Source organism: Collinsella sp. AF16-8, from assembly GCF_003462695.1.
Lineage (GTDB): Bacteria > Actinomycetota > Coriobacteriia > Coriobacteriales > Coriobacteriaceae > Collinsella.
Genome location: NZ_QRXX01000001.1, coordinates 243085 through 267042 on the forward strand (window position 1 = coordinate 243085; position 23958 = coordinate 267042).

Below are 23958 nucleotides of genomic sequence, written 5' to 3' on the forward strand. Positions count from 1 at the left end.
TCCTTTCAGTTACACGCGGCGACGCTTCTTGGGGCGGCAGCCGTTGTGCGGAATGGGGGTCTTGTCCTGGATGCTCGAGACCTCGAGGCCAGCAGCCTGGAGGGAGCGGATGGCGGTCTCACGACCGGAGCCGGGGCCCTTGACGAAGACGGAAACCTTCTTCATACCGTGCTCCATGGCCTGCTTGGCAGCAGCCTCGGCAGCCATCTGGGCAGCGAACGGCGTGGACTTACGGGAGCCCTTGAAGCCCACCTGGCCAGCCGACTTCCAGGAAATGACGTTGCCCTGGGGATCGGTGATCGAAACGATCGTGTTGTTGAACGTAGAACGAATGTGAGCCTGGCCCACGGAAATGTTCTTACGGTCCGCGCGCTTCAGACGGGCAGCGCGAACGTTCTTCTTAGCAGTAGCCATCTATCTAGCGCTCCTTATTTCTTCTTCTTAGCACCGATCTGACGCTTCGGGCCCTTGCGGGTACGAGCGTTAGTGTGGGTGCGCTGGCCGCGGACCGGGAGGCCCTTGCGGTGACGAAGGCCGCGGTTGCAGCCGATGTCCATAAGGCGCTTGACGTTCTGGTTGCGCTCACGGCGGAGGTCGCCCTCAACCATGATCTGGTTCTTATCGATATAATCGCGGATGGCGTTAACCTCATCCTCGGTGAGGTCCTTAACGCGCGTATCCACGTTAACGTTGCACTCGACGCAGATCTTCGTCGCAGTGGTGCGGCCGATGCCGTAAATGTAGGTCAGACCGATCTCAACGCGCTTCTCACGCGGGAGGTCGACACCATTAATACGGGCCAACGTAGTCTCCTCTCTTAACCCTGACGCTGCTTATGACGGGGGTTCTCGCAAATGACGAGGACCTTGCCATGGCGCCTAATGATTTTGCACTTATCGCACATCTTCTTGACCGAAGGACGTACCTTCATCGTTCTTCCTTTCGGTAGCGCTCAAACTACTTCCCTACTATCTACTCGCCCAGCCGCAGGCGTTTAAAACTATGGCTGGTCTTCACACACAATCCGACCGTAGGTTGAGCTAAGCCTGCAGTCGGAAATGGAGTGCGTGTATGCGTGCCGCTATTTGTAGCGATAGGTGATGCGGCCGCGGGTCAGGTCGTACGGGGAAAGCTCCACGACAACCCTGTCACCGGGGAGAATACGGATGTAATTCATTCGGATCTTGCCAGAAATGTTGCACAGAACCGAATGACCGTTCTCGAGCTCAACCTTAAACATGGCATTGGGCAACGGTTCCTTTACCGTACCCTCGAGCTCAATTGCGTCTTCCTTCTTCACAAGCAATCATCTTTCTCTAGAAAACGACAGCGATTGAGTATTCTACAACACGTATGCACGCATCGTAATAACTTCGTAATGGCTCCACAACTAAGTGGAACTTGTTACATTTCTCCGCCTTGGAGCGAACACCAAGCACCCTGGGCATCCGTGGTGAGAATCACCGGACCGTCATTGGTAATGGCGACGGTGTTCTCGTAGTGCGCGGCGGGCAGGTGGTCGTTGGTCGTAACAATCCAACCGTCGGAGCCCGTGCTCACATGGTTGGAACCCATCGTAACCATCGGCTCGATGGCAATGACCATGCCGGCCTGGAGGCGAACGCCCCTCCCCTTCTTTCCATAGTTAGGAACGTTGGGGTCCTCGTGCATCACGCGGCCAATGCCATGACCCACATAATCACGAAGCACGCCGTAACCGTGAGACTCGGCAAGGGACTGAACGGCATAACCGACGTCCCCGATATGGTTACCGGGAACAGCCTGCTCGATGGCAGCCTTAAGGCAATCGCGCGTGACCTCGCACAAAGCCTTGGCTTCGGGCGTGGGGGTGCCGACGAAAAACGTCCATGCGTTATCGCCGACCCAACCGTCGACAACGGCTCCCGTATCGATGGAGATGATATCGCCATCGCGCAGAATCATGTCGGGGTTGGGAATACCGTGGACCACGGCATCGTTGATCGATGCGCAAATGGTCCCCGGGAACCCGCCGTAACCCTTAAAGGCAGGGGTGCCGCCATGCATGCGGATAATCTGCTCCGCGAGCTGATCGAGCTCAAAAGTCGAAACGCCGGGGCGCACCATGGCTCCAACGTGGCGGAGCGCCATCTTAGATAGCGCTCCTGCCTTCTTCATCTGCTCGATTTGCGTTGCAGACTTAATCTTGATCATAGACCGAGAGCCTCTTTGACATCCCCGTACACGGTCTCGCGAGCCTGGTCACCGTTGACCGACTTGAGCAGACCCTGGCCACGATAGTAGTCGACGAGCGGGCTCGTGGACTTCTCGTAGACGTCGAGACGGTTCTTGATGGTCTCGGGCTTGTCGTCGTCGCGCTGATACATCTCGCCGGCGCACTTGGGGCAGGTGGCATCGGCAGCAGTGCCGGTGTAACCGCAGGCGCGGCAGGTGCGACGCGAAGACAGACGATCGATAATGACCTCAGGGGCCACATCGACCAGAAGGGCGCAATCGATCTCGCGACCCATGGCGGAGAGCTCGGAATCGAGCGTCACAGCCTGGGCGGTGTTGCGCGGGAAGCCGTCGAGAATGAAGCCCTGCTGGGCGTCATCGGCGGCAAGGCGCTCCTTGACAAGGTCGATCACGAGCTGGTCGGGAACGAGCTCGCCAGCGTCCATGTACTTCTTAGCCTGAATACCAAGCTCGGTGCCGCCCTTGACGGCAGCACGCAGCAGGTCGCCCGTGGAAATGTGGGCGACGCCAAACTCGGCGACGAGCTCCTGTGCGACGGTACCCTTACCGGCACCCGGAGCTCCGAGCAATACGAGGTTCATGAGCAATCCTCCTCTAGCCTATTTAAAGAATCCATCGTAATCATACATCTTGATCTGGCCTTCGAGCTTATCGACCGTGTCGAGCACGACGCCGACCATGATGAGGATGGACGTTCCGCCAAAAGCCTGGATCAGATGGTTACCCGTGAAGGAGAAGATGATCGAAGGCACGATGGCGATGAGCGCCAAAAAGACAGCGCTGGGAAGCGTGATCTTGTTGAGCGCGTTCTTGATGTAGGCCGCGGTAGCCCTACCCGGACGAACGCCCGGAATAAAGCCGCCCTGCTTCTTAAGGTTGTCGGCGGTGTCATCGGGGTTGAACACCATGGAGGTGTAGAAGTACGCGAAGAACACGATGAGGACAACATTAAGCACCCAGTTGAGCCAACCGGTCGAAAGCGCAGAGGCAACTGCCTGAATCCAGCCGATGCCGGGGAAGAACACAGCAATCTGAGCCGGGAAGTACAGCAGCGCCGAAGCGAAGATGATCGGCACGACACCCGCGGTGTTAACCTTGATGGGCAGGTAGGTGGTCTGGCCACCCATCATGCGACGGCCCACGACGCGCTTAGCGTAGGAGACCGGAATGCGGCGCTGGCCGCGCTCAAGGAAAACAATCAGCGGGATAACCAGCAGGATGATGGCACAGATGATCACCATGGTGATGATGCCACCGGCGTTACCCTCGGTGCTGGAGAAGATCGCCTGCGGAAGACCGGCCATGATGTTCGCGAAGATGATCAGCGACATGCCATTGCCGATACCGCGCTGGGTGATGAGCTCACCAATCCACATGATCAGCATGGCACCCGCAGTGAGCGTGCCGACGATCATGAGGTCGAAGATGATCTCGGGAGCGCCGGCGCCATTAAAGCTGATGCCGAAGCTCTTAAAGAGGAAGAGGTAACCCACGGAGTTGAGGATTGCCAGAGCCAGGGTGAGGTAACGCGAATACTGCGTAATCTTGGTCTGACCGACCTCGCCCTCGCGGGCAAGCTCATGCAGGGAAGGCACAACGGCCTGGAGCATCTGGAGGATGATTGAGCTGGTGATGTAAGGCATGATGCCCAGCGAAAACACCGACACATAGCTCAACGCGCCGCCAGAGAAAAGATTCAGGAGGGCCATAGCACCTGCGGCGACCGAATTGTTATCGGTCGAGAAAAGGCCCAGCATCCCCTGGAAGGGAATGCCGGGCACAGGAACGTGCGCACCAATGCGGTACACGACGAGCATAGCTATGGTAAAAAGAATCTTTTCGCGCAATTCTTTGATGCGGAAAGCATTCTTAAGACCATTTAGCACGGCAGCTCGACCTTTCCGCCGGCGGCCTCGATCTTGGCCTGCGCAGAAGCGCTGACCTTGTCGACCTTGACCGTGAACTTCTTGGTGAGCTCACCATTGCCGAGCACCTTGACGGGCTCGAACTCGCTCTTGGTGATGCGAGCGGCCTTAAGAGCGGCACCGTCGATCACAGCGCCATCCTCGAACTTACGCTCGAGACGCTCAACGTTAACAGCGGTGTACTCGATACGACGGGGGTTGCGGAAGCCCGGAAGCTTGGGCAGGCGCATAGCCAGCGGAGTCTGGCCACCCTCGAAGCCGGCACCCTTGGTGCCGCCAGAGCGGGAACCCTGGCCCTTCTGACCGCGGCCAGAAGTGGTGCCGTGACCCGAAGAATTGCCACGGCCGACGCGCTTGCGGTTCTTGGTGGAACCGGGCGCGGGAGTAAGATCGTGAAGCTGCATTTGCTACTCCTCTACAATCTCGACAAGGTGCTTGACCTTGAAGATCATGCCGCGGACGGACTCGTTGTCAGCAATCTCGCGAACCTCGCGGATCCTGTGGAGACCGAGGGCACGGACAGTACGGACCTGGTCCTGCTTGCAACCGTTGGTGCTGCGGACCTGCTTGATCTTGATGGTGTCAGCCATGCTTAGTTCTCCTTACCGACGAACATCTCGGAGACCGTCAGGCCACGGCGAGCCGCGACGTCCTCAGGGCTGGAGAGCTCCTTGAGGCCCTCGACGGCAGCCTTAATGATGTTGAGGCCGTTGTCGGTACCGAGGGACTTGGACAGGACGTTCTTGATGCCAGCAAGCTCGAAGAGGGGACGCACAGCGCCGCCGGCGATAACGCCGGTACCCTCGACAGCGGGCTTGATGATGATGCGGCCGGCACCAAAGTGGCCGAGAACCTCGTGCGGGATGGTGCCCTGCTCGGTCACCGGCACGTGGAACATGTTCTTCTTGGCATCGAGAGACGCCTTGGAGATGGCCATGGGCACCTCAGCGGACTTGCCCATGCCAACGCCGACGTTGCCCTTGCCGTCGCCAACGACGACGAGAGCGACGAGGCTCATGCGACGACCACCCTTGACGGTCTTCGACACGCGGTTGATGTAAACGACGCGCTCCTCGAACTCGGAGGCCTCGCGCTGCTGCTTCTGATTACGAGCCATGTGCTACATACCTCCTAGAACTCGAGACCGGCGGCACGAGCACCGTCGGCGAGGGCCTTGACGCGGCCATGGTAGATACGGCCACCGCGATCGAAGGCGACCTTGGTGATGCCGGCCTCGATGGCGCGCTTGCCAACGAGCTGACCGACCTTCTCCGCAGCCTCCTTGTTCGAGGTGTGGGTGCCCTTGAACTCGGCCTCGAGGGTCGAGGCAGAGACGAGCGTCAGGCTGGAGCCCTTGCTGTCGTCGATGATCTGGGCATAGATGTTGGCGTTAGTACGGGTCACGCGAAGACGCGGACGCTCGGAGGTACCCGAGACCTTGCCGCGAACACGACGCTGACGACGCTTGAGGCCTTCCAGCTTCGCCTTATGCTTGTTCATACGTAAACTCCTAAAAAGGTTGATCTTGCCAGCACCTGACGGGGTGCTGGTCTTATGCGAGTGAGTCGGTTACGACTACTTGGCGGCCTTACCCAGCTTGCGGCGGATGTGCTCGCCAACGTAGTGGATACCCTTGCCCTTGTAAGGCTCGGGAGGACGATGGCCGCGGATCTCAGCGGCGATCTGACCGACCTGCTGCTTGTTGATACCCTTGACGTTCACGTGGGTGTTGTCGGGAACCTCGAAGGTGATGCCCTCGGGAGCCTCGACGATCACGGGGTGCGAGAAGCCCAGGGAGAACTCGAGGTTCTTGCCCTTCTGCTGCACGCGGTAACCGACGCCGGCGAGCTCGAGCTTCTTCTCGAAGCCCTCGGAAACGCCAACAACCATGTTGTGGATGAGGGCGCGGGTGAGGCCGTGGCGGGCACGGGTCTCACGCTCGTCGTCGGGACGGGAAACGGTGAGGACGTTGTCCTCGACGTTGATAGCGAGCTTCTCAAAGACATCAAGCTCGAGCTGGCCCTTGGGGCCCTTGACGACAACGTTGTTGCCGTTGACTGCCACTTCGACTCCGGCGGGAATCTGGACAGGCTTATTACCGATACGAGACACGGTGATCTCCTTTCCTTCTACCTACCGAGCGAATTACCAGACGTAAGCGATGATCTCGCCGCCGACGTTGTGCTTGCGAGCATCGCGGTCGGTCATGACGCCATGGCTGGTGGAAATAATGGCGGTACCAAGGCCACCGCGGACGCGGGGCATGTCGGCAACGCCGGTGTACTTACGCAGGCCCGGCTTGGAAATGCGGCGGATGCCGTTGATGACCTTAGCCTTCTTGGGACCATACTTAAGCGTGATGTGCAGAGTCTTCTGGGGAACGGTGTCCTCGACATCGTAGCCCTCGATGTAGCCCTCCTCGTGCAGAACACGAGCGATCTCGACGAGCTTCTTGCTGCTCGGCATGGAGACCGTGGCCTTGTTCACAGAGTTAGCGTTACGGATGCGCGTAAGCATATCTGCGATCGGGTCTGTAAGGTTCATACAGATTCTCCTTCGTTCTTGATGAACACGTGCTCTTGGTTCTTCGCCGCCCTTAACGGCAAAGCCTTTTTAGCGCGTTTTCCCTGTTCCAAACTGATGCTTGAAACGCTGGTAGTGACTTACCAGCTGGCCTTCTTAACGCCGGGAAGCTCGCCCTTGAGTGCAAGCTCGCGGAAGCAGACACGGCACAGGCCGAACTTGCGGTACACAGAGTGCGGACGGCCGCAGCGCTGGCAGCGCGTGTACTCACGAGTAGAGAACTTCTGCTTGCGATTGCACTTGACGATCATCGATGTCTTAGCCACTTATATCCTCCTCACATAGAGTATTGTTCGCCCCAAGCGCCGCCCCCTTGTGGGAACGGCGCTCATAGGGCAGGTGAACCTATTTCTTGAACGGGAAACCGAAGGCGTCCAGAAGGGCCTTGGCCTCCTGATCGGTGTTGGCGGTGGTCACGAAAGTGATGTCCATACCACGCTGGTGATCGACGGAGTCGAAGTCGATCTCGGGGAAGATGAGCTGCTCGGTGACGCCCATGGAGAAGTTACCACGGCCGTCGAAGCTCTTGGCGGAGATGCCGCGGAAGTCGCGGATACGGGGGATCGCGACGGAGGTCAGACGATCGAAGAACTCCCACATACGGTCGCCACGCAGGGTAACCTTGCAGCCGATCGGCATACCAGCGCGCAGGCGGAAGGTAGCGATGGACTTGCGGGCACGGGTGATCATCGGCTGCTGACCGGTGATGGCGCGCAGGTCGCGCACGGCACCGTCGATGGCCTTGGAATCGGTAGCGGCCTCGCCGACACCCATGTTCACGACGATCTTCTCAAACTTGGGGATCATCATGACGTTCTCGTACTGGAACTTGTCCTGAAGCTGCTGCTTGACCTCGTTGTTGTACTTGGTCTTCAGACGCGGCACATACTTCTCTTCTGCCATTGTTCACTCCTTCTTGGGGTTTTAAGCACGGGGCGTGGCCACGGTGGGTTGTCCTCGTGCCTCCTGACTGCATCCGCGCCGCTCATGGCATTTTTCGGTTTGGACTCGACGCAGCAGGAGCCGACAAAACAATCGGTACTATACGCGCATCGGGAGCGTATTTCCAGAAAAACCTCGTCTGCCTGCACAACTCCACAACTCCCCCGCACATATCGATCCCTAGGGGACGGAGGAAAATGGCAGTTGCGGTGAAATAGGGACCGTTTGACGGCTTAACAGGCTTAAACAGTCCGCATTTCACCGCAACTCATATATGGGGATGCGATTAGCGCTTGCGGGGGACGAGCTTGGTGCGGCGCAGGTGAATCATCTCGGCAGCGATGGAGATGGCGATCTCCTCGGGGTCCTCGGCCTCGATGGCGACACCGATCGGCAGGTGCAGTCCGTCAATCTGCTCCTGCGTAAAGCCCTCCTGCTCCAGGCGGGCGCGCACAAAGGCCGTCTTGCGGCGCGAACCCAGGCAACCCAGATAGGTAGGCTTGGCACGCATGGCCTGAATCACCACGTCGATATCGGACTTGTGACCTGCTGTGGCGACGACCACTAGGTCACGCGGGCCGATGGGGCACTGCTTGCTCAGGTTCTTGTAGTCGACCAGACGACGGTCGTAGACACCGGGCACCCATTCGGGCGTCAACGTGCCCGGGCGATCGTCGCAGGCCACGACGGCAAAGCCCGCCGCCGTGAGCACCCGCGCCGTCGCAGCACCCACGTGTCCGCAGCCAAAGATATAGGTCAGGCCCTCGGGGCAGAGCGTCTCGATGTGCGCGGGAGGAATCTCAGAGGCGGCGTTGGTGTAGGTGACCCTACTCCCCTCCTCCACCAGCGAAAGCTCGGGGCAGCCCATTATGGTGCGGCGCGACTCCTCGCCATGGTACTTGGCCACATCGCCCTCGAGCGCGCTCGCGATAAACGGCTCAAAGTCGATGACGAAGTCGCCGATGCGTCGATACGCCAAGACGTCGGCAATCGACTGGAACAACGGCGCCTGCGATACATCCAGGTGCAGATAGCACAGGCAGATGGCTCCGCCGCAGATCATGCCGGTATCGGAGTTCTCGCCGCCCATGGTGTAGCGGACCAGACGCGATTGCCCTGCGCCCAGCAGCTCGCGCGCCTCGTCCAGCGCAAAGAGCTCAATCTTGCCGCCGCCGATAGTGCCCGCCTGGCTGCCATCGGCAAAGACGGCCATCCAGGCGCCCACACCGCGCGGGGACGACCCCGCCGTACCGGCCACGACCACCAGCTCGCACGTCTCGCCAGCACGCAGGGCGGCAAGCGCCGCATTCACAACATCGAGCTTTTCCATTGCCGCCTTCTATCCTCTAAAGACATCGGTGAGCATAGCGAGTGCCTCGAGCACGCCGCCGCCGACCGACGTCGCTTTGTCCGAAATATAGTTGATATAGCTGGCATCGCCGCGCGGGTCGACGTCGGCACATTTAAAGCCCTCGGTCACCTGAACACCGTCGGCCAAAAGGCCGCGCAAGCAGCCGTCGATCTGCGTGACCATGGGAGTATCACCCGCATACCCGATCACATCGCCGGCACTCACGATGTCGCCGATGGTGCGGTCGGACCTAAACACGCCGGCGGCGGGGCTGTGGATAACACGTTCCTTGCCATAGCCGGCGATAATGCCCGGCACGCCCGTGTTGGGCTGGGGCGAACCTTGGGTAATGACACGGCCGAGAAAATGTCCGCGCATGGTCTCGACCACGGCGTCGCAGTCAACCGGCGCGGTAAAGCCCGGCCCCACAGCGATGACGGCAGGCGCCATGTCGCGCGTGGTGCCCAAGTTGCGCTTAGCCAAAATCGCGTCGACCACAGCCGCGGGTTTAAGCTCATCGAGCATCTTGGCCTGAGGGTCCACCACAACGGCGACGTCTCCAGCCTCGGTAATCTCAAGCGCCTCAGCCGGCGTCCGTGCCAAGCGAGCGCGAATGCCTTCGACCTCGACCTCGCCCAGGCGAATGGCCTCGCAAAAACAGATTGTGCGGCGGATGCACGTGGGAACCGCGATATCGGCCATAACGACCGAAACGCCGGCGCGCACCAAGCGAGCGGCGACGCCCGTGGCGATATCGCCGGCGCCGCGAACATAAACGAGCATTCCCGGGGCACCTCCCTGTGCTACGGTTTGAGCAGAGCAAAAGCGGTTCGACCGCTGCTCTGATGATTATTTATTATCACAGTATTATACGGCGGTGAACATATGGAAACGGTTAACGGTAATCTTGCCTCGGCGCTCAGGATCGAGCCGGGCATTACCGCGATTATCGGCAGCGGCGGCAAGTCGACCTTGCTCAAGACGCTGAGCCTTGAGCTCATGCGCTCTGGCGGCCGCGTGCTCCTCTGCACCACCACGCATATGTTTCCCGTCGCCGGCGTGCCGTGGGACGGATCGAGCCGTCGTCTGGACGCCGCGCCCTGGAAGCCAGGTGCCTTACACACCCCAGGCTGCACCTGCGAGGCCTGCGCGGGGCTTGTGCGGGGAAGGATCTGCCAAGCAGGTGTCTTGGACCCCCAGACGGGCAAGCTCTCCTCCCCCGCCGCGCCGCTCGACCAGCTGGCGCAGCGCTTTGACTACGTCCTGGCCGAGGCGGACGGCAGCAAGCGGCTCCCGCTCAAGGCGCACGCCGCCTGGGAGCCGGTAATTCCCGCCGCCACGGCAAACGTTGTCTGGGTCGTCGGCGCCTCGGGGCTCGGCAAGCCCATCAACGAAGCCGTCCACCGCCCCGAGCTCTTTTGCGAACGTTGCGGCTGCGAGCCCACCGACATCGCCACGCCCGAGCGCGTCGCCCAGGTGCTCTATGCCGAGATGCAGGCGCTGAAGCTCAGCACCGCACGCGTCATGCTCAACCAAGTCGACACACTTGCCGACTCAACGATAGCCGACCGCTTCCAGGCAGCCCTCGGCCGCCCCGTCGTCGCCACCAACCTCAAGTAGCTGGCGCTGCCCCAGCAGGCCTATAAGTTGCGGTGGAATAGTTCCTGAAACGGCCTATTTGGCAGCTAAACAGGAACTATTCCACCGCAACTGCGGAGGGAAATCCGGTGATCTTCCTGCTAGCGGGGCACGTAGCGACCGGGCTGGGCCCCGGTGGGCTCGCCGTCGCGCGCGGCCAGCACGCCGTTCACAAACACGGCCTTGGCGCGGCCATGTGCCTCAAAACCCTCGAGCGGCGTGTAGTCCACGGCCTGATGCTGCGTCGCGGCGCTGATCGTCCAACGCGCGCACGGATCCCACACGCACACGTCGGCATCGGCGCCCTCGGCAAGACAGCCCTTGCGCGGATACATGCCAAAAACGCGCGCCGGATTCTCGCTCATCAAGCGGCACAGATCCTCGGGACCCAGCTGTCCCTCAAAGCTCGTGGCAATCGCAACGGGACGATGCTCCACGCCGGGCCCGCCGTTGGGAATCGCGCGGAAATCATCGCGTCCTCGGTCCTTTTGCCCGTGCAGGTTAAAGCTGCAATGATCGGTCGCAATAGTATCGATCTCGCCAGCCACAAGCGCCTCGCGCAGCGCGGCACGGTCACCGGCATGGCGCAGCGGCGGGCTCATCACGTACTTGGCGCCCGCAAAGCCGTCCTCGCCCTGCTCCAGATAGCAGGTGTCGTCGAGCATCAGATACTGAGGGCATGTCTCGACATAGATGTTCTTCTGCCCGCGCGCTTTGGCAGCGCGAATGGCCTCGAGCCCCAGCTTGGTCGAAAGGTGCACCACGTTGACCGGAGCGTCCCCGGCCAAGTGCGCCAGATACAGCAGGCGGCTCACGGCCTCGGCCTCACACACGTCCGGACGGCTGAGCGCATGGCCCTCGGGCCCGTGGATACCCTGCTCAAACACGCGCTTCTGCAGCGCGTTGACCAACGTGCCGTTCTCGCAATGCACGCACAGGATACCGCCCACGCGCTTGAGCTCCTCCAGCACCTCGAGCGTCTCGGCATCGTCCAGGCGCAGATGGTCGTAGGCAAAGTAGGTCTTAAACGACGACACGCCCGCCTCGCGCATGGCCGAAAGATCGGCGCGGTTGCGCTCATTCCACTCGGCAAGCGCCATATGGAAGGCATAGTTGGCGGTGCAGGTGCCGTCGGCGCGATGATGCCACTCGACCAAGGCATCGGGCATGGTCACGCCGCGATCGGCCGTCGCGTAGTCCACAATGGTCGTCGTGCCGCCGCAGGCAGCCGCGCGCGTGCCGGTCTCAAAGCTATCGGCCGTCCAATCCATGCCAGTCCAGCACTGCATGTGCGTGTGGCCGTCGATAAAGCCGGGAAACACCCAACAGTCGGTGGCGTCCTCGACGGTATCGCCCTCGCCCGGCTCGATTGCCGCGGCAATCCGCACAATCTTGTCGCCCTCCATGGCAAGATCGGCGCGGCGAAGCCCCTGGGGCGTCACGAGTGCGCCGTTTTTGATGATGATCATAATTGCTCCTTATTGATTGATGCAGTTGGCCACGCGATCAAAATACGAGCAGGCGGCGATATGCTCCGTTATGCGTCGCTGTCCCTTGACGGTATCGACGTCCCACAGCTCGTAGGCACGCGCCTCGACCAGCACCACGTCGGTACGGTCCTTGAGGATCGAACCGCCGCCGTCCTTACCCCCAAGACACATAAGTGCATCGAACAGTTCCGCCGGAAAGAGCACCGGGCTCGAAGGCTCACCGTTGCACGCAAGACGCACCGGATGCTTGCGGCCACGCTCGTCAAATGCACGAACCATAGCCTCAAAAGAATCTGAACTCACGAGCGGCTGGTCGCCCGGCAAAAAGAGGCAACCTTTCCAGTTGCGTTCGACTCCCCACGAAAGGCCCGCACGGACGCTTTCGCTGCGCAGCTCGCCATCGTGCAGCACGCACGGGCAATGCTTGTCCTCGCAAATCTGAGCGACCTCGGGCCAACGCGTCGAAACCACAACGTCAAAGCCCCGGGGAACCGAATCAATGGTCCGGGCAATCAGCGGCTCGCCATAGATATCGGCGAGCATCTTGTTAGAGCCAAATCGCTTGCCCTCGCCCGAAGCCATAATGACGCAACCAAGTTTCATGGCGATACCTCCCCTGAAACCATCGTACCCATAACTCGCGTCGCGGGGCATCTACATCGAAAGCGCTTATCCCGCACGCCCACGATGCAAAAAGGGGCACCCCGCCGGTTGGCAGAGCGCCCCCTTTACATGGCTTACCTCAACCCAGCTTTAGGCCTGGAACCAACGGGCGGTGCTGCGCTCGTCGAGGGCCTTGAGGGTAGCGGCGGGATCGGCAACCTTCTGCAGGAACATCATGGCTGCGATGGCGTACGGCTTGTAGCTGGCCTCCTTGTACATGCCCACGCGGTGCATGTCGAAGACGTCGGCGTTAACCTCGCCGTGCTCGCAGGAGACACCGGAGATGTCGGCGGGCAGCGGGTGCATAAAGATGGTGTCCTGACCGTTGGCAGTCTTCTCCATGAGCTCGGTCGTGGAGCACCAGTCCTGATGGGTGGCGTTCTGGGCGAGCAGCTCCTTCTCGAGTGCAGCGATGCCGGCGTCGTCGCCCTCGGCGTACAGGTTGGTGCGCTTCTCCATGGCGGCAAACGGAGCCCAGCTCTTCGGGATCACGATGTCGGCGCCCTCGAAGGCCTCGGCCATGGTGTTGACCTGCTTAAAGGTGGTGCCGGACTCGGCGGCATAACCCTTGGCGCGCTCGACGACCTCGGGCATGAGGTCGTAGCCCTCGGGGTGGGCCAAGGTGACGTCCATGCCAAAGCGGGGCAGCAGGCTGATCAGCGACTGCGGGCAGGACAGCGGCTTGCCGTAAGAGGGCGAGTAGGCCCAGGTGACGGCAACCTTTTTGCCCTTGAGGTTCTCAAGACCGCCAAACTCGTTGATGAGGTAGAGCATGTCGGCAGAGGACTGCGTGGGGTGATCGGAGTCGGACTGCAGGGAGATGAGCGTGGGACGGTGATCCAGAACGCCGTCCTCGTAGGCCTGCTGGACAGACTCGGAGACCTCGGCCATGTAGGCGTCGCCCTTGCCGATGTACATGTCGTCGCGGATGCCGATGACGTCGGCCATGAAGGAGATCATGGTAGCGGTCTCGCGGACGGTCTCGCCGTGAGCGATCTGGGACTTCTTCTCGTCCAGGTCCTGCAGCTCAAGACCGAGCAGGTTGGCTGCCTTAGAGAAGGAGAAGCGCGTACGGGTGGAGTTGTCACGGAACAGGGAGACGGCCAGACCCGAATCGAAGATCTTGGACGAAACGTTGTTCTCGCGCAGCTCGCGCAGGGCGTCGGCGACGATGTAGAGCGCCTTGAGCTCATCGGTGGTCTTATCCCAGGTGTGCAGGAAGTCGCTGCCGTACATGCCCTTAAAATCGAGGCCGTTCAGCTGCTCGACGAGCTCGGTAAACTTGGCGTCCATGTAAATATCCTTTCCAAAGATGAAACGATTGCAATGAGTAGATGTGCTACGGCATGCGCGTGTGGCTAGAACATGCAGAGCACTATGACGAGGACCCGCTACCGTTGAGGAAGCATGGGAGATAACGACCGCGGGCCCCAAGTCAACAGGGGGTGCCGGGGACACGAGCTGTCCCCGGCTCAACAAGATCGAGGAATGGGACTAATCGATCTTGTTGTTGGTCAGACCGGCGCGGAACACGGTGGCGTCGCCATCGGCCTGGCTCGGATCGTAGAGGTTCAGGGCAGCCACATACATGGCGGCAGCGGTGACCAGGTCGTCCTTGTAGGTGACCTCGTTGGGAGCGTGAGCCTGAGACTCGGCACCCGGGCCGAAGCCGACGCAGGGGATGCCATAGCGGCCCTGGATGGAAACGCAGTTCGTGGAGAAGGTCCACTTGTCGCACAGCGGACGACCGGTGCGCTTGTCCATGCTGGGCTCGCAGCCGATGCGCTCGTCACCGAACATGGCCTTGTGGGCGTCGACGAGGGCCTTGACGTGCGGAGCGGTCTCCTTGTTGATCCACGTGGGGAAGTAAGCCTCGGTCTCGTAAACCTCGCCGGTCCAGGACGGACGGTCGTACATGTACATGGAGACCTTCACGTCGTCGCCGTACTTCTTGGCGGCCGGCAGGTTGCGAATCTCGTCCAGGCAGGACTCCCAGGTCTCACCGGCGGTCATGCGACGGTCGATGGAGATGGCACAGGAGTCGGCCACGGCGCAACGGCTGGGGCTGGTGTAGAAGATCTGGCTGACGGTGCAGGTGCCGCGGCCCAGGAAGCGGGCGTCCTCGAAGTGCTCGGGGTTGTACTTGGGGTCGAGCATCTTGACGAGGCCCTTGATGTCGGTCGACTCGTCACAGCCGTTGTTGTTGAGGGCGCGGACGTCGGCGATGATGTCGGCCATCTTGTAGATGGCGTTGTCGCCGCGGTCGGGAGCGGAGCCGTGGCAGGAGGTGCCGTGAACGTCGACGCGGATCTCCATGCGGCCGCGGTGACCGCGATAGATGCCGCCGTCGGTGGGCTCGGTGGAAATGACGAACTCGGGCTTAATGCCGTCCTTGTTGTAGATGTACTGCCAGCACATGCCGTCGCAGTCCTCTTCCTGGACGGTGCCGACGACCATGATCTTGTAGCCCTCGGGGATGAGGCCCATGTCCTTCATCATCTTGGCAGCGTAGGTAGCAGAAGCCATGCCACCCTCCTGGTCGGAGCCGCCGCGGCCGTAGATGATCTCGTCGGTCTCGTAGCCCTCATAGGGATCGGCATCCCAGTTCTCGATGTTGCCGATGCCGACGGTGTCGATGTGGGAGTCGATGGCGATGATCTTGTCGCCCTCGCCCATAAAGCCCATAACGTTGCCCAGGCCGTCGACCTTGACCTCGTCATAGCCAAGGCTCTCCATCTCGGCCTTGATGCAAGCGACAACCTCACCCTCCTCGCAAGACTCAGAGGGGTGAGAGATCATGGCGCGCAGGAAGCGAGTCATATCAGCACGATGGGACTCCGCAGTAGCCTTAATGGCATCAAAATCGAGTTCTTTAGTCATAACAGTCAACCTTTCTACAAGGGTTTACCTACAGGTAGATATTTCAGATAGATCACTTGTGCCAAGCAGCGTGAGGTCGAGCACCCCACAAGCAAGTAACCATAGGAGGCGGACGGAGGACTTTGCTCCGTCGCGAGTTCCGCACGAGCCGGAGAGCACTTAATGTGCTCTCCGTGCGAGCAGGACTGTCCGAGCAGGGAGTAAAGTCCTCCGGCTGCCTCCGGACAGGTCAGTCTGCTAGCAGGTCGGATACTCGCCCTCCCAGACGATGCGACGGTACTGATCCGGATCGGTGTCGCCCTCGGTGGAGAAGCAGAGCACGGAGCTCGTCTTGTCCAGGCCGATGAGCTCCTTGAGCTCGGCGTACTCGGGATCGAGCATAAGGGTCTCGACCAGACCGGTGGTCACGGCGCCGGACTCGCCGGAGATAACGCGCGGGTCGCCCTTCTCGGGAGCGCCCAGGGTGCGCATGCCGCGAGCGGTGACCCAGTCGGGGCAGGACACGAAGGCGGTGGTGTGGTTGCGCAGGATATCCCAACCCAGGATGTTGGGCTCGCCGCAGCACAGGCCGGCCATGATGGAGGGCATGTCGCCGTCCACGATGCGCGGATCGCCGTCGCCGGCGGCAGCGCCCTTGTACAGGCAGGCGGCAGGCGCGCACTCGACCACGACGAAGGTGGGCGGGTTATCGGGATACAGGTTGGTGAAGTAGCCCACCACGGCGCCGGCGAGCGAGCCCACGCCAGCCTGGACAAAGACGTGCGTCGGGCGGTTGATGGCCATCTCGCGCAGCTGCTCGGCAGCCTCGGAAGCCATGGTGCCGTAGCCCTCCATGATCCAGGACGGGATCTTCTCGTAGCCCTCCCAGGCGGTATCCTGAACGATGACGCCGCGCTCGCAGGCGTCGGCCTCGGCGGCGGCCATGCGCACGCACTCGTCGTAGTTGACCTCTTCGATGGTCACCGTGGCGCCCTCGGCGGCAATGTTATCGAAGCGGGGCTTGGTGGAACCCTTGGGCATGTGCACGACGGCCTTCTGGCCCAGCTTGTTGGCAGCCCATGCCACGCCGCGGCCATGGTTGCCGTCGGTGGCGGTAAAGAAGGTGGCCTGGCCAAAGTCCTTGGCAAGCTGATCGGAGGTCAGGTAATCGAAGGTGCACTCGGCAACGTCCTTGCCGGTCTCGTCGGCAATGTAGTTGGCCATGGCAAACGATCCGCCCAGGACCTTAAAGGCGTTGAGGCCAAAGCGATAGCTCTCGTCCTTAACGCACAGGTTGGACAGGCCTAGGCGCGCGGCCTGGCCATCCAGGCGGGCAAGCGGAGTGACGGTGTACTGGGGGAACGACTGGTGGAAGGCGCGGGCCTTCTTCACGTGGTCGAGGCTCATGATTCCCAAGTGCTTGTCATCGCTCTTGGGCATCGTGTTGCCCGCCCACTGGATCTTATCGGCCATACGGTGAACTCCTTAAGTTCTCTCTTGCCGGCCCCCGCATACGCGTTTCAGCCCGATCCCATTCACACGGCTGAACTTTTATGTGGATGCCAAACAAAAAGTTTGTTAGCACTGTTCTATCACACTTTTTGATTGGAAAACCTAACAAATTGTTTGTTGCCGTAATCGGTACCTTTTCGCCGCCGAACGGTCACATAACACAGCGACGCTTTCGTTATTTGCGAACAAGTGGGGTTTATGGCACAGTGAGCCCAAACTAATTTTTAGGAAGGCACCCATGACCCCCGCACAGATTGAGTTCTACAAGCGCCTTGCACACGGCCTGGCGCTCCAATTTGGCCCCAACTGCGAAGTCGTCGTCCACGACCTGGAAACCGACGACGTGGACCACTCCATCGTGGTGATCGAAAACGGCCACGTCAGCGGGCGCACACTGGGTGACGGCCCCAGCCATATTGTGTTTGAGTCCATGCACGAGGGCACCACCGACGTGCACGACCGCGAGCCATACCTCACCAAAACCACCGATGGCAAGCTGCTCAAATCCTCGACCATCTTTATCCGCAACGACGAGGGTAAGCCCGTCGGCATTTTGGGCATTAACTTTGACATTACGCTTATGAAGGCTTTTGAGCGTTCGCTCGATGCCTTTACCGGCACCGGCGGCACGGGCTACACCGAGCCCGAGCCCATTACCAAGAACATCGGCGACCTGCTCGAGGACCTGCTGCACGAGTGCGAGCAGTTTGTGGGCAAGCCCGCGGCGCTCATGACCAAAGACGAGCGCATTCGTGCCATCGGCTACCTCGACCGTCGCGGCGCCTTCCTCATTTCCAAGTCGAGCGAGCGCGCCTGCGAGTTCTTTGGCATCTCCAAATACAGCTTCTATAGCTACCTCAATGAGGCCAAGGCGGCAGCAGGCGACAAGTAGGCACTCACCTGGATTGCCCCTCCCCTTTTGGGCGCGAGTTCTGGAAAGCATGAATCCAAGACCGAGCCGCTTGGAAAGTTCCATATAATCGATGTCATTAGTATTTCGAAAGGGTGGAACAGAATGGCGTTGAGCAAGGCATCATGCACCGGTCGCGGATTGATTCCGGCAATTGGTGGACATGTGCACCGCATGTTCGATGAGGGTGAAGACGACTTGTTTTCGCTGAGCCTTGACGACGTGATGGATGATCGCCCGTGGACCGCCGACGAACTCATGGGCGGCGGGGCTCGCCCGTCAAGCCCCAATCCCGCACTTGCGCCTAAGCCCGCATCTGCGCCGACTCCTGCGCAGCCGCCTGTTTCGACGCCCGCGTCTGCGCCCGCACCCATTTCGGCGCCCACGCCCACTCCCCGCCCCGCAAGCGACCCATCCGAGACGGCGGCATTTCTCGCTGCGGCGACGCGGAGCAAATCGGCCGACAGCACCGTTATGTACAGCGCCCAGCAGTTGCCCGTTCCTGCGGCACGCAAGTCTCCGGTCACAAGGCTCGATGAGCCCGTTGCCCATCAGGTTGCCTACGATTCCTGGGCTGCAGCCGATCTGGATGAGACCTCTACCGGCATGCCGGCGCTCGACGTTCCAGTTAACCCGCTTTTTGCCGCCAACACGAGCGCCGCGGACTATGAGGGCGGTGCGGCATATTCCGATTATTCCGATGGCTATGCTGACGCCGGTCGCATCGAGACCGAGGATTATGGCACCGCATCGAGCGATTATCTCAACGATCCGTACGCTGCCACGCCTGCACCGGAATATGACCCGGAGGCCGCGTCCGCGCCGGCGTATACCAAAAGCACGGGCGAAGAGCGCTTCGCCGATTATTACGCCGAGGAAAAGGCGCTGCGTTTTTCGGAATTTCCGCAGGCAGTCAAGGTTGCCTTTATCGCCATTGTCATTGCCCTGCTCGGCGTCATTGCGTTTGAGGGATTCCAGTTGTTCCGCGGCCCCACCCAAGCGGAGTCGGAGACCCAGCAAAAAGAGGACGACAACCAGTACCTAGACATCAACACCCTCAAGGGCGACCCCAACGACGGAGACGACGAGTAGCGAGGGTTAAGGGAGGGCCGGAAGAGCCGGCGGCATGTTACGGCTCCAAAAGCCCTGCCATAAAGATGGGCAGATACAGCACGTCACCATCGCGGTGAAGATTACATTCCGCAAGTACCAGGGCGCGATCGATTCCGTAGCCCTTCGTCGCGAGCGCGTTGTCGAGCGCCGCATGGGACTTAAAGCTCTTGCCCGACTTGACCTCGATGGCAAGGACCTCCCCATCGAGCGTCTCCTCCACAAAATCGAGCTCGCCGACTTTTTTAGACGTAAAGTAGCGCAATCTGAATCCGTGGGCTTTGAGCTCTTGGGCAACGAAGCCCTCAAACGCCGCCCCCATGTTCATGCCAAAGGCGTCTTCCGCCTCCCCATCAAAAACTCCTTGGGCGACCCTTTTGGAATACGACGACATGAGCATTCCGGTGTCCAAGTAAAACAGCTTGAACAGATTTCGTTGCTCCCCCAATAAAAGGGGTGCCACGGGCGCCGCTACGTTATACACGGGAAGCGCGACACCCGCCTCCGATAGCCAGAGAAAATGATCTGTCACCTGCGAAAAACGTTTGACACCGTTAATCGATGACAGTTTGAATCGCTTGTTTTTGGAGCCGGCCTCGCTGGGAATCAGATCATAGATATCGCGAATAACCAAGCGTAGCTCAGGCGGAGCGTACTTTGCGATGTCATCGCGATACAGGGCGTGAAGATCGCGATGGATGTTTCGAACCTCGTCGACATTGCGCGTCGCCAAGAAGGAATTGACCGCGTCGGGCATGCCCCCCACCACCACATACTGATGGAACAGATTGAGCAAGCGGTCATACAGATAGCCGGGGAGCTCCTTTTCGTCCTTTAGACAACCCCTGAGCATGTCAAACGCTCCGGCAGCAACGCCGCTTGCCCAGCAGAACTCCTCAAAGTCGAGCGGGTACATCTGGACCTGCTCGACATACCCCACCGGCAGGGAATCGATGCCCTCGAGCTCAACGCCAAGGAGCGATCCGGTAAGGATGTATCGAAAGTCGCCGCGCTGGACCAGGTATTTGATAAACGTCACTACGTTGGGGCATCGCTGCACCTCGTCGATAACCACAACGGTCTTGTTCGCAACCATCGGCTGCGTTGCAGCAATAGACATGCGCATAAGCAGGTCATCCGCGCTTTTTGCCGCCAAAAACGAATCGCGCACGGACGCGTCGGCGATAAGGTCGAACGTCACGACATTTTCGAACGATTCGCTTGCAAAGACGTTGACCAAATATGACTTTCCCACCTGTCGGGCGCCCTTGACCAAAAGAGCCTTGTTAGGCGACGAGGCAAGCCAAGATTCAAACTGTGCTTTCGCTTTTCTCTGCAGCATAAGCGTACCCCTTATTACGTGCTGTTTTAGCACTAGGATACACTTTTCCGTGGTTGCTAGGTGCTCATTTCGACACTTTTTCGAGGTTTTAAAGTGTGTATCACGACACTTTTCCGTACTTTTACACGGGATATTTCGACATTTTTTCGAATTTAAGCCTAACAGCAGCCGGCGAAATCAAGCGCCGCCCGCGCGTCATTTCGCAAGCGCGCTTGATTTGTGTCCGCGCGCGCTGATAGACTCCACCGTGCCTGCAAGGAGCGGGCACGTTTTATCCAGAGTCGGGGTAGAGAGTTGGCTCCACGATCCCGACGCCAACCGGCCAAGAGGCACGGTGGCCCTGCCAACATCGATGAAAGGAGTCCGTATGGACAATTTCTCCGTGCGCAGTGAGCGCAACTTCCACAACCTGGTAGCCAAGCCAAAACGAATGCATCTTCTGGACGAGCCGAGCGGCTATGCCTCGGCCATGGTCAAGAGCAGTCTCTCCCATCAGATGCGCTTTACGGTGCAGGCGCTCGAGGAAGAGCTCTGCGTTGCCGGAGACCCTCACGTGCTGCAGATCAAGTTGCTCGGAAATGACTCGCGTGAGCCGTCCAGCTGGAAGCTCTTCGCCGACGGCGCGTGCGTTGCAGACGGATCGGGCGCCTTTGCCCGCGAGTGCTTCTGCGAGGGCGCCGAGGTGTTCCTGGACCTGTGCCGCGACGCCGTCGACGCCGCTGAACTGCGCCAGTGGAGCCAGAGGGAGTACGAGCTGTTGAGTGCGGCGCGTGGGATTGCGGGAGTTTAGGTGGGCAGATAAGCCATCGGCAATTCCGAGATAGCAAGGGCCGAGAATTAGATTCCCGGCCCTTGCCTAGCACTGCTTTATAAGATCGAGCACCGCGGGAATGTCATCGGCATTCCGAAGTGCGACATAGGTCGGTAGACCCGGGCCAAATCCGCCCTGTGAGCGCTTGTCCTGACACAGGCCCTCTGGATCCGTCAGATCGTCAACGCTCTTTGCCAGGCCAACGGCAATCCAGCCACCATTGCTGGTCCTGCCTTCTAGCACGGCGTGCAATTTTCGCTTGCCCGACCTGAAGCCCACATAGTACTTGGCTATATAGGACTCCCACGAAGGGTTACCACTCAGAACGGACTCGCACACCTCATCGAAAAGCCTCTGGTTGAGTCCGCCTTCGGCAAAAGTTGGGTGATTCTCCTGCAGAGTCCAGACAGGAGCCTCGTCAGACTCCCCGCGAGAGGGGCGATACTTGTCAACGACATCTGCCGGAAGATCGGGGTACTTCCATATCTCGCACGCCTCTTTCGCCAGCTCGTCCGCACGCTGCCTAATCTCCTCCTCGCCCCATTTTTCATGCGAGGCGATCGACTTGTTCAGGTGGAGCGGACTGCACTTAAGCCCCACGTCCGGAAGATTGAGCTTGTCCGAGAACGACCGGTTTGAGTACTCCTGGTTGTAGCCCGTCAGCGTTAGATTTCCCAAGTTGTTGCACAGCCTGTCGTGGATGTCTTCCCAGTTCTCGCCAAGCGATTCCTTCCAGCCGTGCTCATCATCGATCGTCTGGGGCATGACGTGCTCGATCTGGTAATCGTCAGCCGAGATGGACTCCTTCGGGTGGTGCCAGTTCTCCATGCGTTCCAGGTAATAGCGCTTTTTGGAGAAGCGATTGTAGCAGTCACGCGTCTTAAACTCCTCGACAAAATGCTCGTCTGTCGGAAAGTACGCAGTCATACCGCTGCTATGGATAAGAAGCATCGCCGTAACATACTCCTCTATATCGTCCTGTTGCTCAAGGTTGCGATACATGCCGGCAAAGAAATTATTTAGGCCCGTGGTAAGCCTGCCGCAAACCGCTCGCCTGAACAGGAACGACTCGATAGTCTCGCAGATGCGAAGGAACGCGTTGCGGTCTAGCCTATTTCTCTCGTAAACCGAGTAGAGCAGCATCAAAAGAGGCCTGATCTGTCTCACATCAAGGCTTACGATTCTGCTGAACACCCGACGTAGGTCAGCGTCCTTTTCTTTGTCTTGGAACAGGCTGGCATACCTTTGCGCATACTCGCGCAACTCCTTGAGCAGACTCTCGGTGTCTCCGTCGTAGTCATCGGTAAAATACCGTTTGAACTCGTAATAAGCCTCATTCTCCTTTGGCTGCCTATTGGGAACCTTGAGCCACAGCCAGTACCAAATGAAGGCGTTAAACTCGCTCTCGCCCCCTTTTCCAAACAGACGCTCAATGGGATGCCAGTAGCCCTCGTAGAGCTTGGTCTGTTCGTCGTTAGGAAGCGACATAAGAACATAGTTGCGTATGAGATCGATGGGCATGAGGGGCTTGCCCTTGGAGTTCATGGACTCAAATATGAGCTGGGCATTATCGACGCCAGCGGTGAGCTTTGTGTCGATGACCTGCACGCGGTTTAGCCCCGCCCAAAGCCTTGCAGGGTCGAATGATTTCCCGCGCATCTTTTCGCGGAAGAACACATGGTTCTCGACGATCCGATCCGATTTTTCATCTGGCATGGGAAACCCAGACACGATGGAAAACAGCGTCTCTTTATCGTCCTGCGAGAGCACTAGCTTGTAGCGCGCCAGACCGTTGTAGTCATCATCGTTAAAGAGGTAGTTCTTCCGCAGCGCTGAGATCTTGAGATCGCCAAGGAAGCCGGCCTTGTCGGGATTATCCTCCAGATATTCAGCCAAGGCAGCGATCATCAACGAAAACGTCGTCATGCGCTGCTGTCCGTCAATCAGAAGCACGCGCGAAATGCTCGTGGCAGAGCTCTCGGACTCGGGGATATAGAGCATCGACCCCACGAAGTGCGATACGCCATCACGACCCGCTCGCATGACGTCATCCCAAAGCACCTCGCACTCTTTTACACTCCACGAGTAAACTCGCTGGTACACGGGAATGACGAACTGCATCTTCGCCACGCCCATAAGGTCGAGCAGATTTGCCTCGGTTGCTTTCATTTGCGCTTGCTCCCCTTTTCTTGTTTACGCCGTTTGCAGTCAGTCCTCCACTGAGCGGAGGGCGCTAAAGACGAGAGCATCGAAGCACTGAAGCAACCGGGATGCTCATATCGTTAGATTCTACAACGAAAGCAAACACTTACGCCGTCATGGTGGCGCGCGATCGCTGCACGCCACTCCCCAAAATCATACGATGTCAAAAGACTGACACTTGTGTATGCCTTTTGACATTGCCACAGTCTTACGGGCTTCTTGTCTCATATGCCAAGAGCGGATATCTAGATCGCTGCCTCTCCCGCCCAAAGGGGCTCGACAAGAACTGATCGAAGGGCAAATCAGACATCGAGCAAGTCGCCGACCTGCACTCAGCCTCGACAAGTGGCATCGAACACAAGCTCACCGGCATAAAGCTTGCGTT

At 59.5% G+C, this 23958-nt stretch carries 28 protein-coding genes and 1 riboswitch; of the genes, 4 read left to right on the plus strand and 24 right to left on the minus strand.

The genetic code is table 11. The features are described 5' to 3' along the window. Positions 1-9 precede the first annotated feature (9 nt). The 17 genes from rpsK to yqeB form a co-directional block, all read right to left on the minus strand. Complete coding sequence (gene rpsK, locus DWW73_RS01030) at positions 10-414, minus strand: 30S ribosomal protein S11 (RefSeq protein ID WP_006235274.1); 405 nt, start codon at positions 412-414, stop codon at positions 10-12. Between the two features lie 14 nt (positions 415-428). Further along, positions 429-803, minus strand: a complete 375-nt coding sequence (gene rpsM / locus DWW73_RS01035) for a 30S ribosomal protein S13 (protein ID WP_022094275.1) — start codon at positions 801-803, stop codon at positions 429-431. 14 nt (positions 804-817) lie between these two features. Beyond that, positions 818-931 carry a 50S ribosomal protein L36 gene (gene rpmJ, locus DWW73_RS01040; RefSeq protein ID WP_006363204.1) on the minus strand — a complete coding sequence of 38 codons (114 nt, stop codon included), beginning with the start codon at positions 929-931 and terminating at the stop codon, positions 818-820. Positions 932-1081: 150 nt separating this feature from the next. After that, positions 1082-1300 carry a translation initiation factor IF-1 gene (gene infA, locus DWW73_RS01045; protein WP_035137443.1) on the minus strand — a complete coding sequence of 73 codons (219 nt, stop codon included), beginning with the start codon at positions 1298-1300 and terminating at the stop codon, positions 1082-1084. 104 nt (positions 1301-1404) lie between these two features. Next, positions 1405-2193, minus strand: coding sequence for a type I methionyl aminopeptidase (gene map, locus DWW73_RS01050; RefSeq protein ID WP_006235270.1), 789 nt, complete (start codon positions 2191-2193; stop codon positions 1405-1407). Beyond that, positions 2190-2816 carry an adenylate kinase gene (locus DWW73_RS01055; RefSeq protein WP_055252238.1) on the minus strand — a complete coding sequence of 209 codons (627 nt, stop codon included), beginning with the start codon at positions 2814-2816 and terminating at the stop codon, positions 2190-2192. Before DWW73_RS01055 ends, map begins: the two co-directional genes overlap by 4 nt. Positions 2817-2834: 18 nt before the next feature. Then, the gene (gene secY / locus DWW73_RS01060; protein ID WP_035137447.1) at positions 2835-4121 is read right to left on the minus strand and encodes a preprotein translocase subunit SecY; all 1287 of its coding nucleotides are present in this window, start codon (positions 4119-4121) and stop codon (positions 2835-2837) included. Then, complete coding sequence (rplO, locus tag DWW73_RS01065) at positions 4115-4564, minus strand: 50S ribosomal protein L15 (RefSeq protein WP_006235267.1); 450 nt, start codon at positions 4562-4564, stop codon at positions 4115-4117. The genes secY and rplO overlap by 7 nt, the downstream gene beginning before the upstream one ends. Positions 4565-4567: 3 nt before the next feature. Then, positions 4568-4750 carry a 50S ribosomal protein L30 gene (gene rpmD / locus DWW73_RS01070; protein ID WP_006235266.1) on the minus strand — a complete coding sequence of 61 codons (183 nt, stop codon included), beginning with the start codon at positions 4748-4750 and terminating at the stop codon, positions 4568-4570. Positions 4751-4752: 2 nt separating this feature from the next. After that, positions 4753-5277 (minus strand): 30S ribosomal protein S5, encoded by a 525-nt coding sequence (gene rpsE, locus DWW73_RS01075; RefSeq protein WP_006235265.1) that lies wholly within the window; start codon positions 5275-5277, stop codon positions 4753-4755. A gap of 14 nt (positions 5278-5291) precedes the next feature. Further along, a complete protein-coding gene (rplR, locus tag DWW73_RS01080; protein WP_006235264.1) occupies positions 5292-5660 on the minus strand; it encodes a 50S ribosomal protein L18 in 369 nt (122 codons plus the stop codon). A 75-nt stretch (positions 5661-5735) separates the two neighbouring features. Further along, complete coding sequence (gene rplF, locus DWW73_RS01085) at positions 5736-6272, minus strand: 50S ribosomal protein L6 (RefSeq protein ID WP_006235263.1); 537 nt, start codon at positions 6270-6272, stop codon at positions 5736-5738. A 33-nt stretch (positions 6273-6305) separates the two neighbouring features. Then, positions 6306-6704 (minus strand): 30S ribosomal protein S8, encoded by a 399-nt coding sequence (gene rpsH, locus DWW73_RS01090; RefSeq protein WP_006235262.1) that lies wholly within the window; start codon positions 6702-6704, stop codon positions 6306-6308. A 119-nt stretch (positions 6705-6823) separates the two neighbouring features. Further along, positions 6824-7009, minus strand: a complete 186-nt coding sequence (locus DWW73_RS01095; RefSeq protein ID WP_022094280.1) for a type Z 30S ribosomal protein S14 — start codon at positions 7007-7009, stop codon at positions 6824-6826. Positions 7010-7088: 79 nt separating this feature from the next. Then, the gene (gene rplE / locus DWW73_RS01100) at positions 7089-7646 is read right to left on the minus strand and encodes a 50S ribosomal protein L5 (protein ID WP_117778527.1); all 558 of its coding nucleotides are present in this window, start codon (positions 7644-7646) and stop codon (positions 7089-7091) included. Positions 7647-7971: 325 nt separating this feature from the next. Beyond that, positions 7972-9015, minus strand: a complete 1044-nt coding sequence (locus DWW73_RS01105; protein ID WP_117778528.1) for an XdhC family protein — start codon at positions 9013-9015, stop codon at positions 7972-7974. Between the two features lie 9 nt (positions 9016-9024). Continuing rightward, on the minus strand, positions 9025-9819 hold the full coding sequence (gene yqeB / locus DWW73_RS01110) for a selenium-dependent molybdenum cofactor biosynthesis protein YqeB (RefSeq protein ID WP_117778529.1): 795 nt from the start codon (positions 9817-9819) through the stop codon (positions 9025-9027). Between the two features lie 102 nt (positions 9820-9921). Here yqeB and yqeC point away from each other — a divergent pair, with 102 nt between their 5' ends. Then, a complete protein-coding gene (gene yqeC, locus DWW73_RS01115) occupies positions 9922-10656 on the plus strand; it encodes a selenium cofactor biosynthesis protein YqeC (RefSeq protein ID WP_117778530.1) in 735 nt (244 codons plus the stop codon). Between the two features lie 119 nt (positions 10657-10775). Here yqeC and hydA read toward each other — a convergent pair whose 3' ends face one another. The 5 genes from hydA to dpaL all read right to left on the minus strand — a co-directional run bounded on the left by hydA (position 10776) and on the right by dpaL (position 17159). Next, positions 10776-12143, minus strand: coding sequence for a dihydropyrimidinase (gene hydA / locus DWW73_RS01120; RefSeq protein ID WP_117778531.1), 1368 nt, complete (start codon positions 12141-12143; stop codon positions 10776-10778). A gap of 9 nt (positions 12144-12152) precedes the next feature. Beyond that, entirely contained in the window at positions 12153-12767 is a 615-nt protein-coding gene (locus tag DWW73_RS01125; RefSeq protein ID WP_158563758.1) for a nucleotidyltransferase family protein, read from the minus strand. A 150-nt stretch (positions 12768-12917) separates the two neighbouring features. Further along, positions 12918-14120, minus strand: a complete 1203-nt coding sequence (gene ygeW, locus DWW73_RS01130; protein ID WP_117778533.1) for a knotted carbamoyltransferase YgeW — start codon at positions 14118-14120, stop codon at positions 12918-12920. 201 nt (positions 14121-14321) lie between these two features. Next, the gene (locus tag DWW73_RS01135; protein ID WP_117778534.1) at positions 14322-15707 is read right to left on the minus strand and encodes a YgeY family selenium metabolism-linked hydrolase; all 1386 of its coding nucleotides are present in this window, start codon (positions 15705-15707) and stop codon (positions 14322-14324) included. Positions 15708-15944: 237 nt separating this feature from the next. Next, a complete protein-coding gene (dpaL, locus tag DWW73_RS01140) occupies positions 15945-17159 on the minus strand; it encodes a diaminopropionate ammonia-lyase (protein ID WP_055252227.1) in 1215 nt (404 codons plus the stop codon). Between the two features lie 277 nt (positions 17160-17436). Between dpaL and DWW73_RS01145 the strand changes: the two genes are divergently transcribed. Next, a complete protein-coding gene (locus tag DWW73_RS01145) occupies positions 17437-18090 on the plus strand; it encodes a transcriptional regulator (protein ID WP_117778535.1) in 654 nt (217 codons plus the stop codon). A 123-nt stretch (positions 18091-18213) separates the two neighbouring features. Continuing rightward, entirely contained in the window at positions 18214-19200 is a 987-nt protein-coding gene (locus DWW73_RS10100) for a hypothetical protein (RefSeq protein ID WP_158563759.1), read from the plus strand. A gap of 37 nt (positions 19201-19237) precedes the next feature. On the opposite strand, the gene DWW73_RS01160 is transcribed toward DWW73_RS10100, so the two are convergent. Further along, entirely contained in the window at positions 19238-20560 is a 1323-nt protein-coding gene (locus DWW73_RS01160; RefSeq protein WP_117655008.1) for an ATP-binding protein, read from the minus strand. 268 nt (positions 20561-20828) lie between these two features. Beyond that, positions 20829-20919, plus strand: a riboswitch (SAM riboswitch). Between the two features lie 8 nt (positions 20920-20927). Between DWW73_RS01160 and DWW73_RS01165 the strand changes: the two genes are divergently transcribed. Further along, positions 20928-21350 (plus strand): hypothetical protein, encoded by a 423-nt coding sequence (locus DWW73_RS01165; protein WP_117655009.1) that lies wholly within the window; start codon positions 20928-20930, stop codon positions 21348-21350. Positions 21351-21416: 66 nt separating this feature from the next. Here the strand turns inward: DWW73_RS01165 and DWW73_RS01170 are convergent, their stop codons facing one another. Continuing rightward, on the minus strand, positions 21417-23540 hold the full coding sequence (locus tag DWW73_RS01170) for a DUF262 domain-containing protein (protein ID WP_117778538.1): 2124 nt from the start codon (positions 23538-23540) through the stop codon (positions 21417-21419). Positions 23541-23958: the final 418 nt, after the last annotated feature.

What these genes read in the sequence shown, in the direction of transcription:
- rpsK (WP_006235274.1), bottom strand. Translation starts at nt 414, where the DNA reads ATGGCTACTGCTAAGAAGAACGTTCGCGCTGCCCGTCTGAAGCGCGCG.
- rpmJ (WP_006363204.1), bottom strand. Translation starts at nt 931, where the DNA reads ATGAAGGTACGTCCTTCGGTCAAGAAGATGTGCGATAAGTGCAAAATC.
- map (WP_006235270.1), bottom strand. Translation starts at nt 2,193, where the DNA reads ATGATCAAGATTAAGTCTGCAACGCAAATCGAGCAGATGAAGAAGGCA.
- DWW73_RS01055 (WP_055252238.1), bottom strand. Translation starts at nt 2,816, where the DNA reads ATGAACCTCGTATTGCTCGGAGCTCCGGGTGCCGGTAAGGGTACCGTC.
- rplO (WP_006235267.1), bottom strand. Translation starts at nt 4,564, where the DNA reads ATGCAGCTTCACGATCTTACTCCCGCGCCCGGTTCCACCAAGAACCGC.
- rpmD (WP_006235266.1), bottom strand. Translation starts at nt 4,750, where the DNA reads ATGGCTGACACCATCAAGATCAAGCAGGTCCGCAGCACCAACGGTTGC.
- rpsE (WP_006235265.1), bottom strand. Translation starts at nt 5,277, where the DNA reads ATGGCTCGTAATCAGAAGCAGCAGCGCGAGGCCTCCGAGTTCGAGGAG.
- rplR (WP_006235264.1), bottom strand. Translation starts at nt 5,660, where the DNA reads ATGAACAAGCATAAGGCGAAGCTGGAAGGCCTCAAGCGTCGTCAGCGT.
- rpsH (WP_006235262.1), bottom strand. Translation starts at nt 6,704, where the DNA reads ATGAACCTTACAGACCCGATCGCAGATATGCTTACGCGCATCCGTAAC.
- rplE (WP_117778527.1), bottom strand. Translation starts at nt 7,646, where the DNA reads ATGGCAGAAGAGAAGTATGTGCCGCGTCTGAAGACCAAGTACAACAAC.
- DWW73_RS01105 (WP_117778528.1), bottom strand. Translation starts at nt 9,015, where the DNA reads ATGGAAAAGCTCGATGTTGTGAATGCGGCGCTTGCCGCCCTGCGTGCT.
- yqeB (WP_117778529.1), bottom strand. Translation starts at nt 9,819, where the DNA reads ATGCTCGTTTATGTTCGCGGCGCCGGCGATATCGCCACGGGCGTCGCC.
- yqeC (WP_117778530.1), top strand. Translation starts at nt 9,922, where the DNA reads ATGGAAACGGTTAACGGTAATCTTGCCTCGGCGCTCAGGATCGAGCCG.
- hydA (WP_117778531.1), bottom strand. Translation starts at nt 12,143, where the DNA reads ATGATCATCATCAAAAACGGCGCACTCGTGACGCCCCAGGGGCTTCGC.
- DWW73_RS01125 (WP_158563758.1), bottom strand. Translation starts at nt 12,767, where the DNA reads ATGAAACTTGGTTGCGTCATTATGGCTTCGGGCGAGGGCAAGCGATTT.
- ygeW (WP_117778533.1), bottom strand. Translation starts at nt 14,120, where the DNA reads ATGGACGCCAAGTTTACCGAGCTCGTCGAGCAGCTGAACGGCCTCGAT.
- DWW73_RS01135 (WP_117778534.1), bottom strand. Translation starts at nt 15,707, where the DNA reads ATGACTAAAGAACTCGATTTTGATGCCATTAAGGCTACTGCGGAGTCC.
- dpaL (WP_055252227.1), bottom strand. Translation starts at nt 17,159, where the DNA reads ATGGCCGATAAGATCCAGTGGGCGGGCAACACGATGCCCAAGAGCGAT.
- DWW73_RS01145 (WP_117778535.1), top strand. Translation starts at nt 17,437, where the DNA reads ATGACCCCCGCACAGATTGAGTTCTACAAGCGCCTTGCACACGGCCTG.
- DWW73_RS10100 (WP_158563759.1), top strand. Translation starts at nt 18,214, where the DNA reads ATGGCGTTGAGCAAGGCATCATGCACCGGTCGCGGATTGATTCCGGCA.
- DWW73_RS01160 (WP_117655008.1), bottom strand. Translation starts at nt 20,560, where the DNA reads ATGCTGCAGAGAAAAGCGAAAGCACAGTTTGAATCTTGGCTTGCCTCG.
- DWW73_RS01165 (WP_117655009.1), top strand. Translation starts at nt 20,928, where the DNA reads ATGGACAATTTCTCCGTGCGCAGTGAGCGCAACTTCCACAACCTGGTA.
- DWW73_RS01170 (WP_117778538.1), bottom strand. Translation starts at nt 23,540, where the DNA reads ATGAAAGCAACCGAGGCAAATCTGCTCGACCTTATGGGCGTGGCGAAG.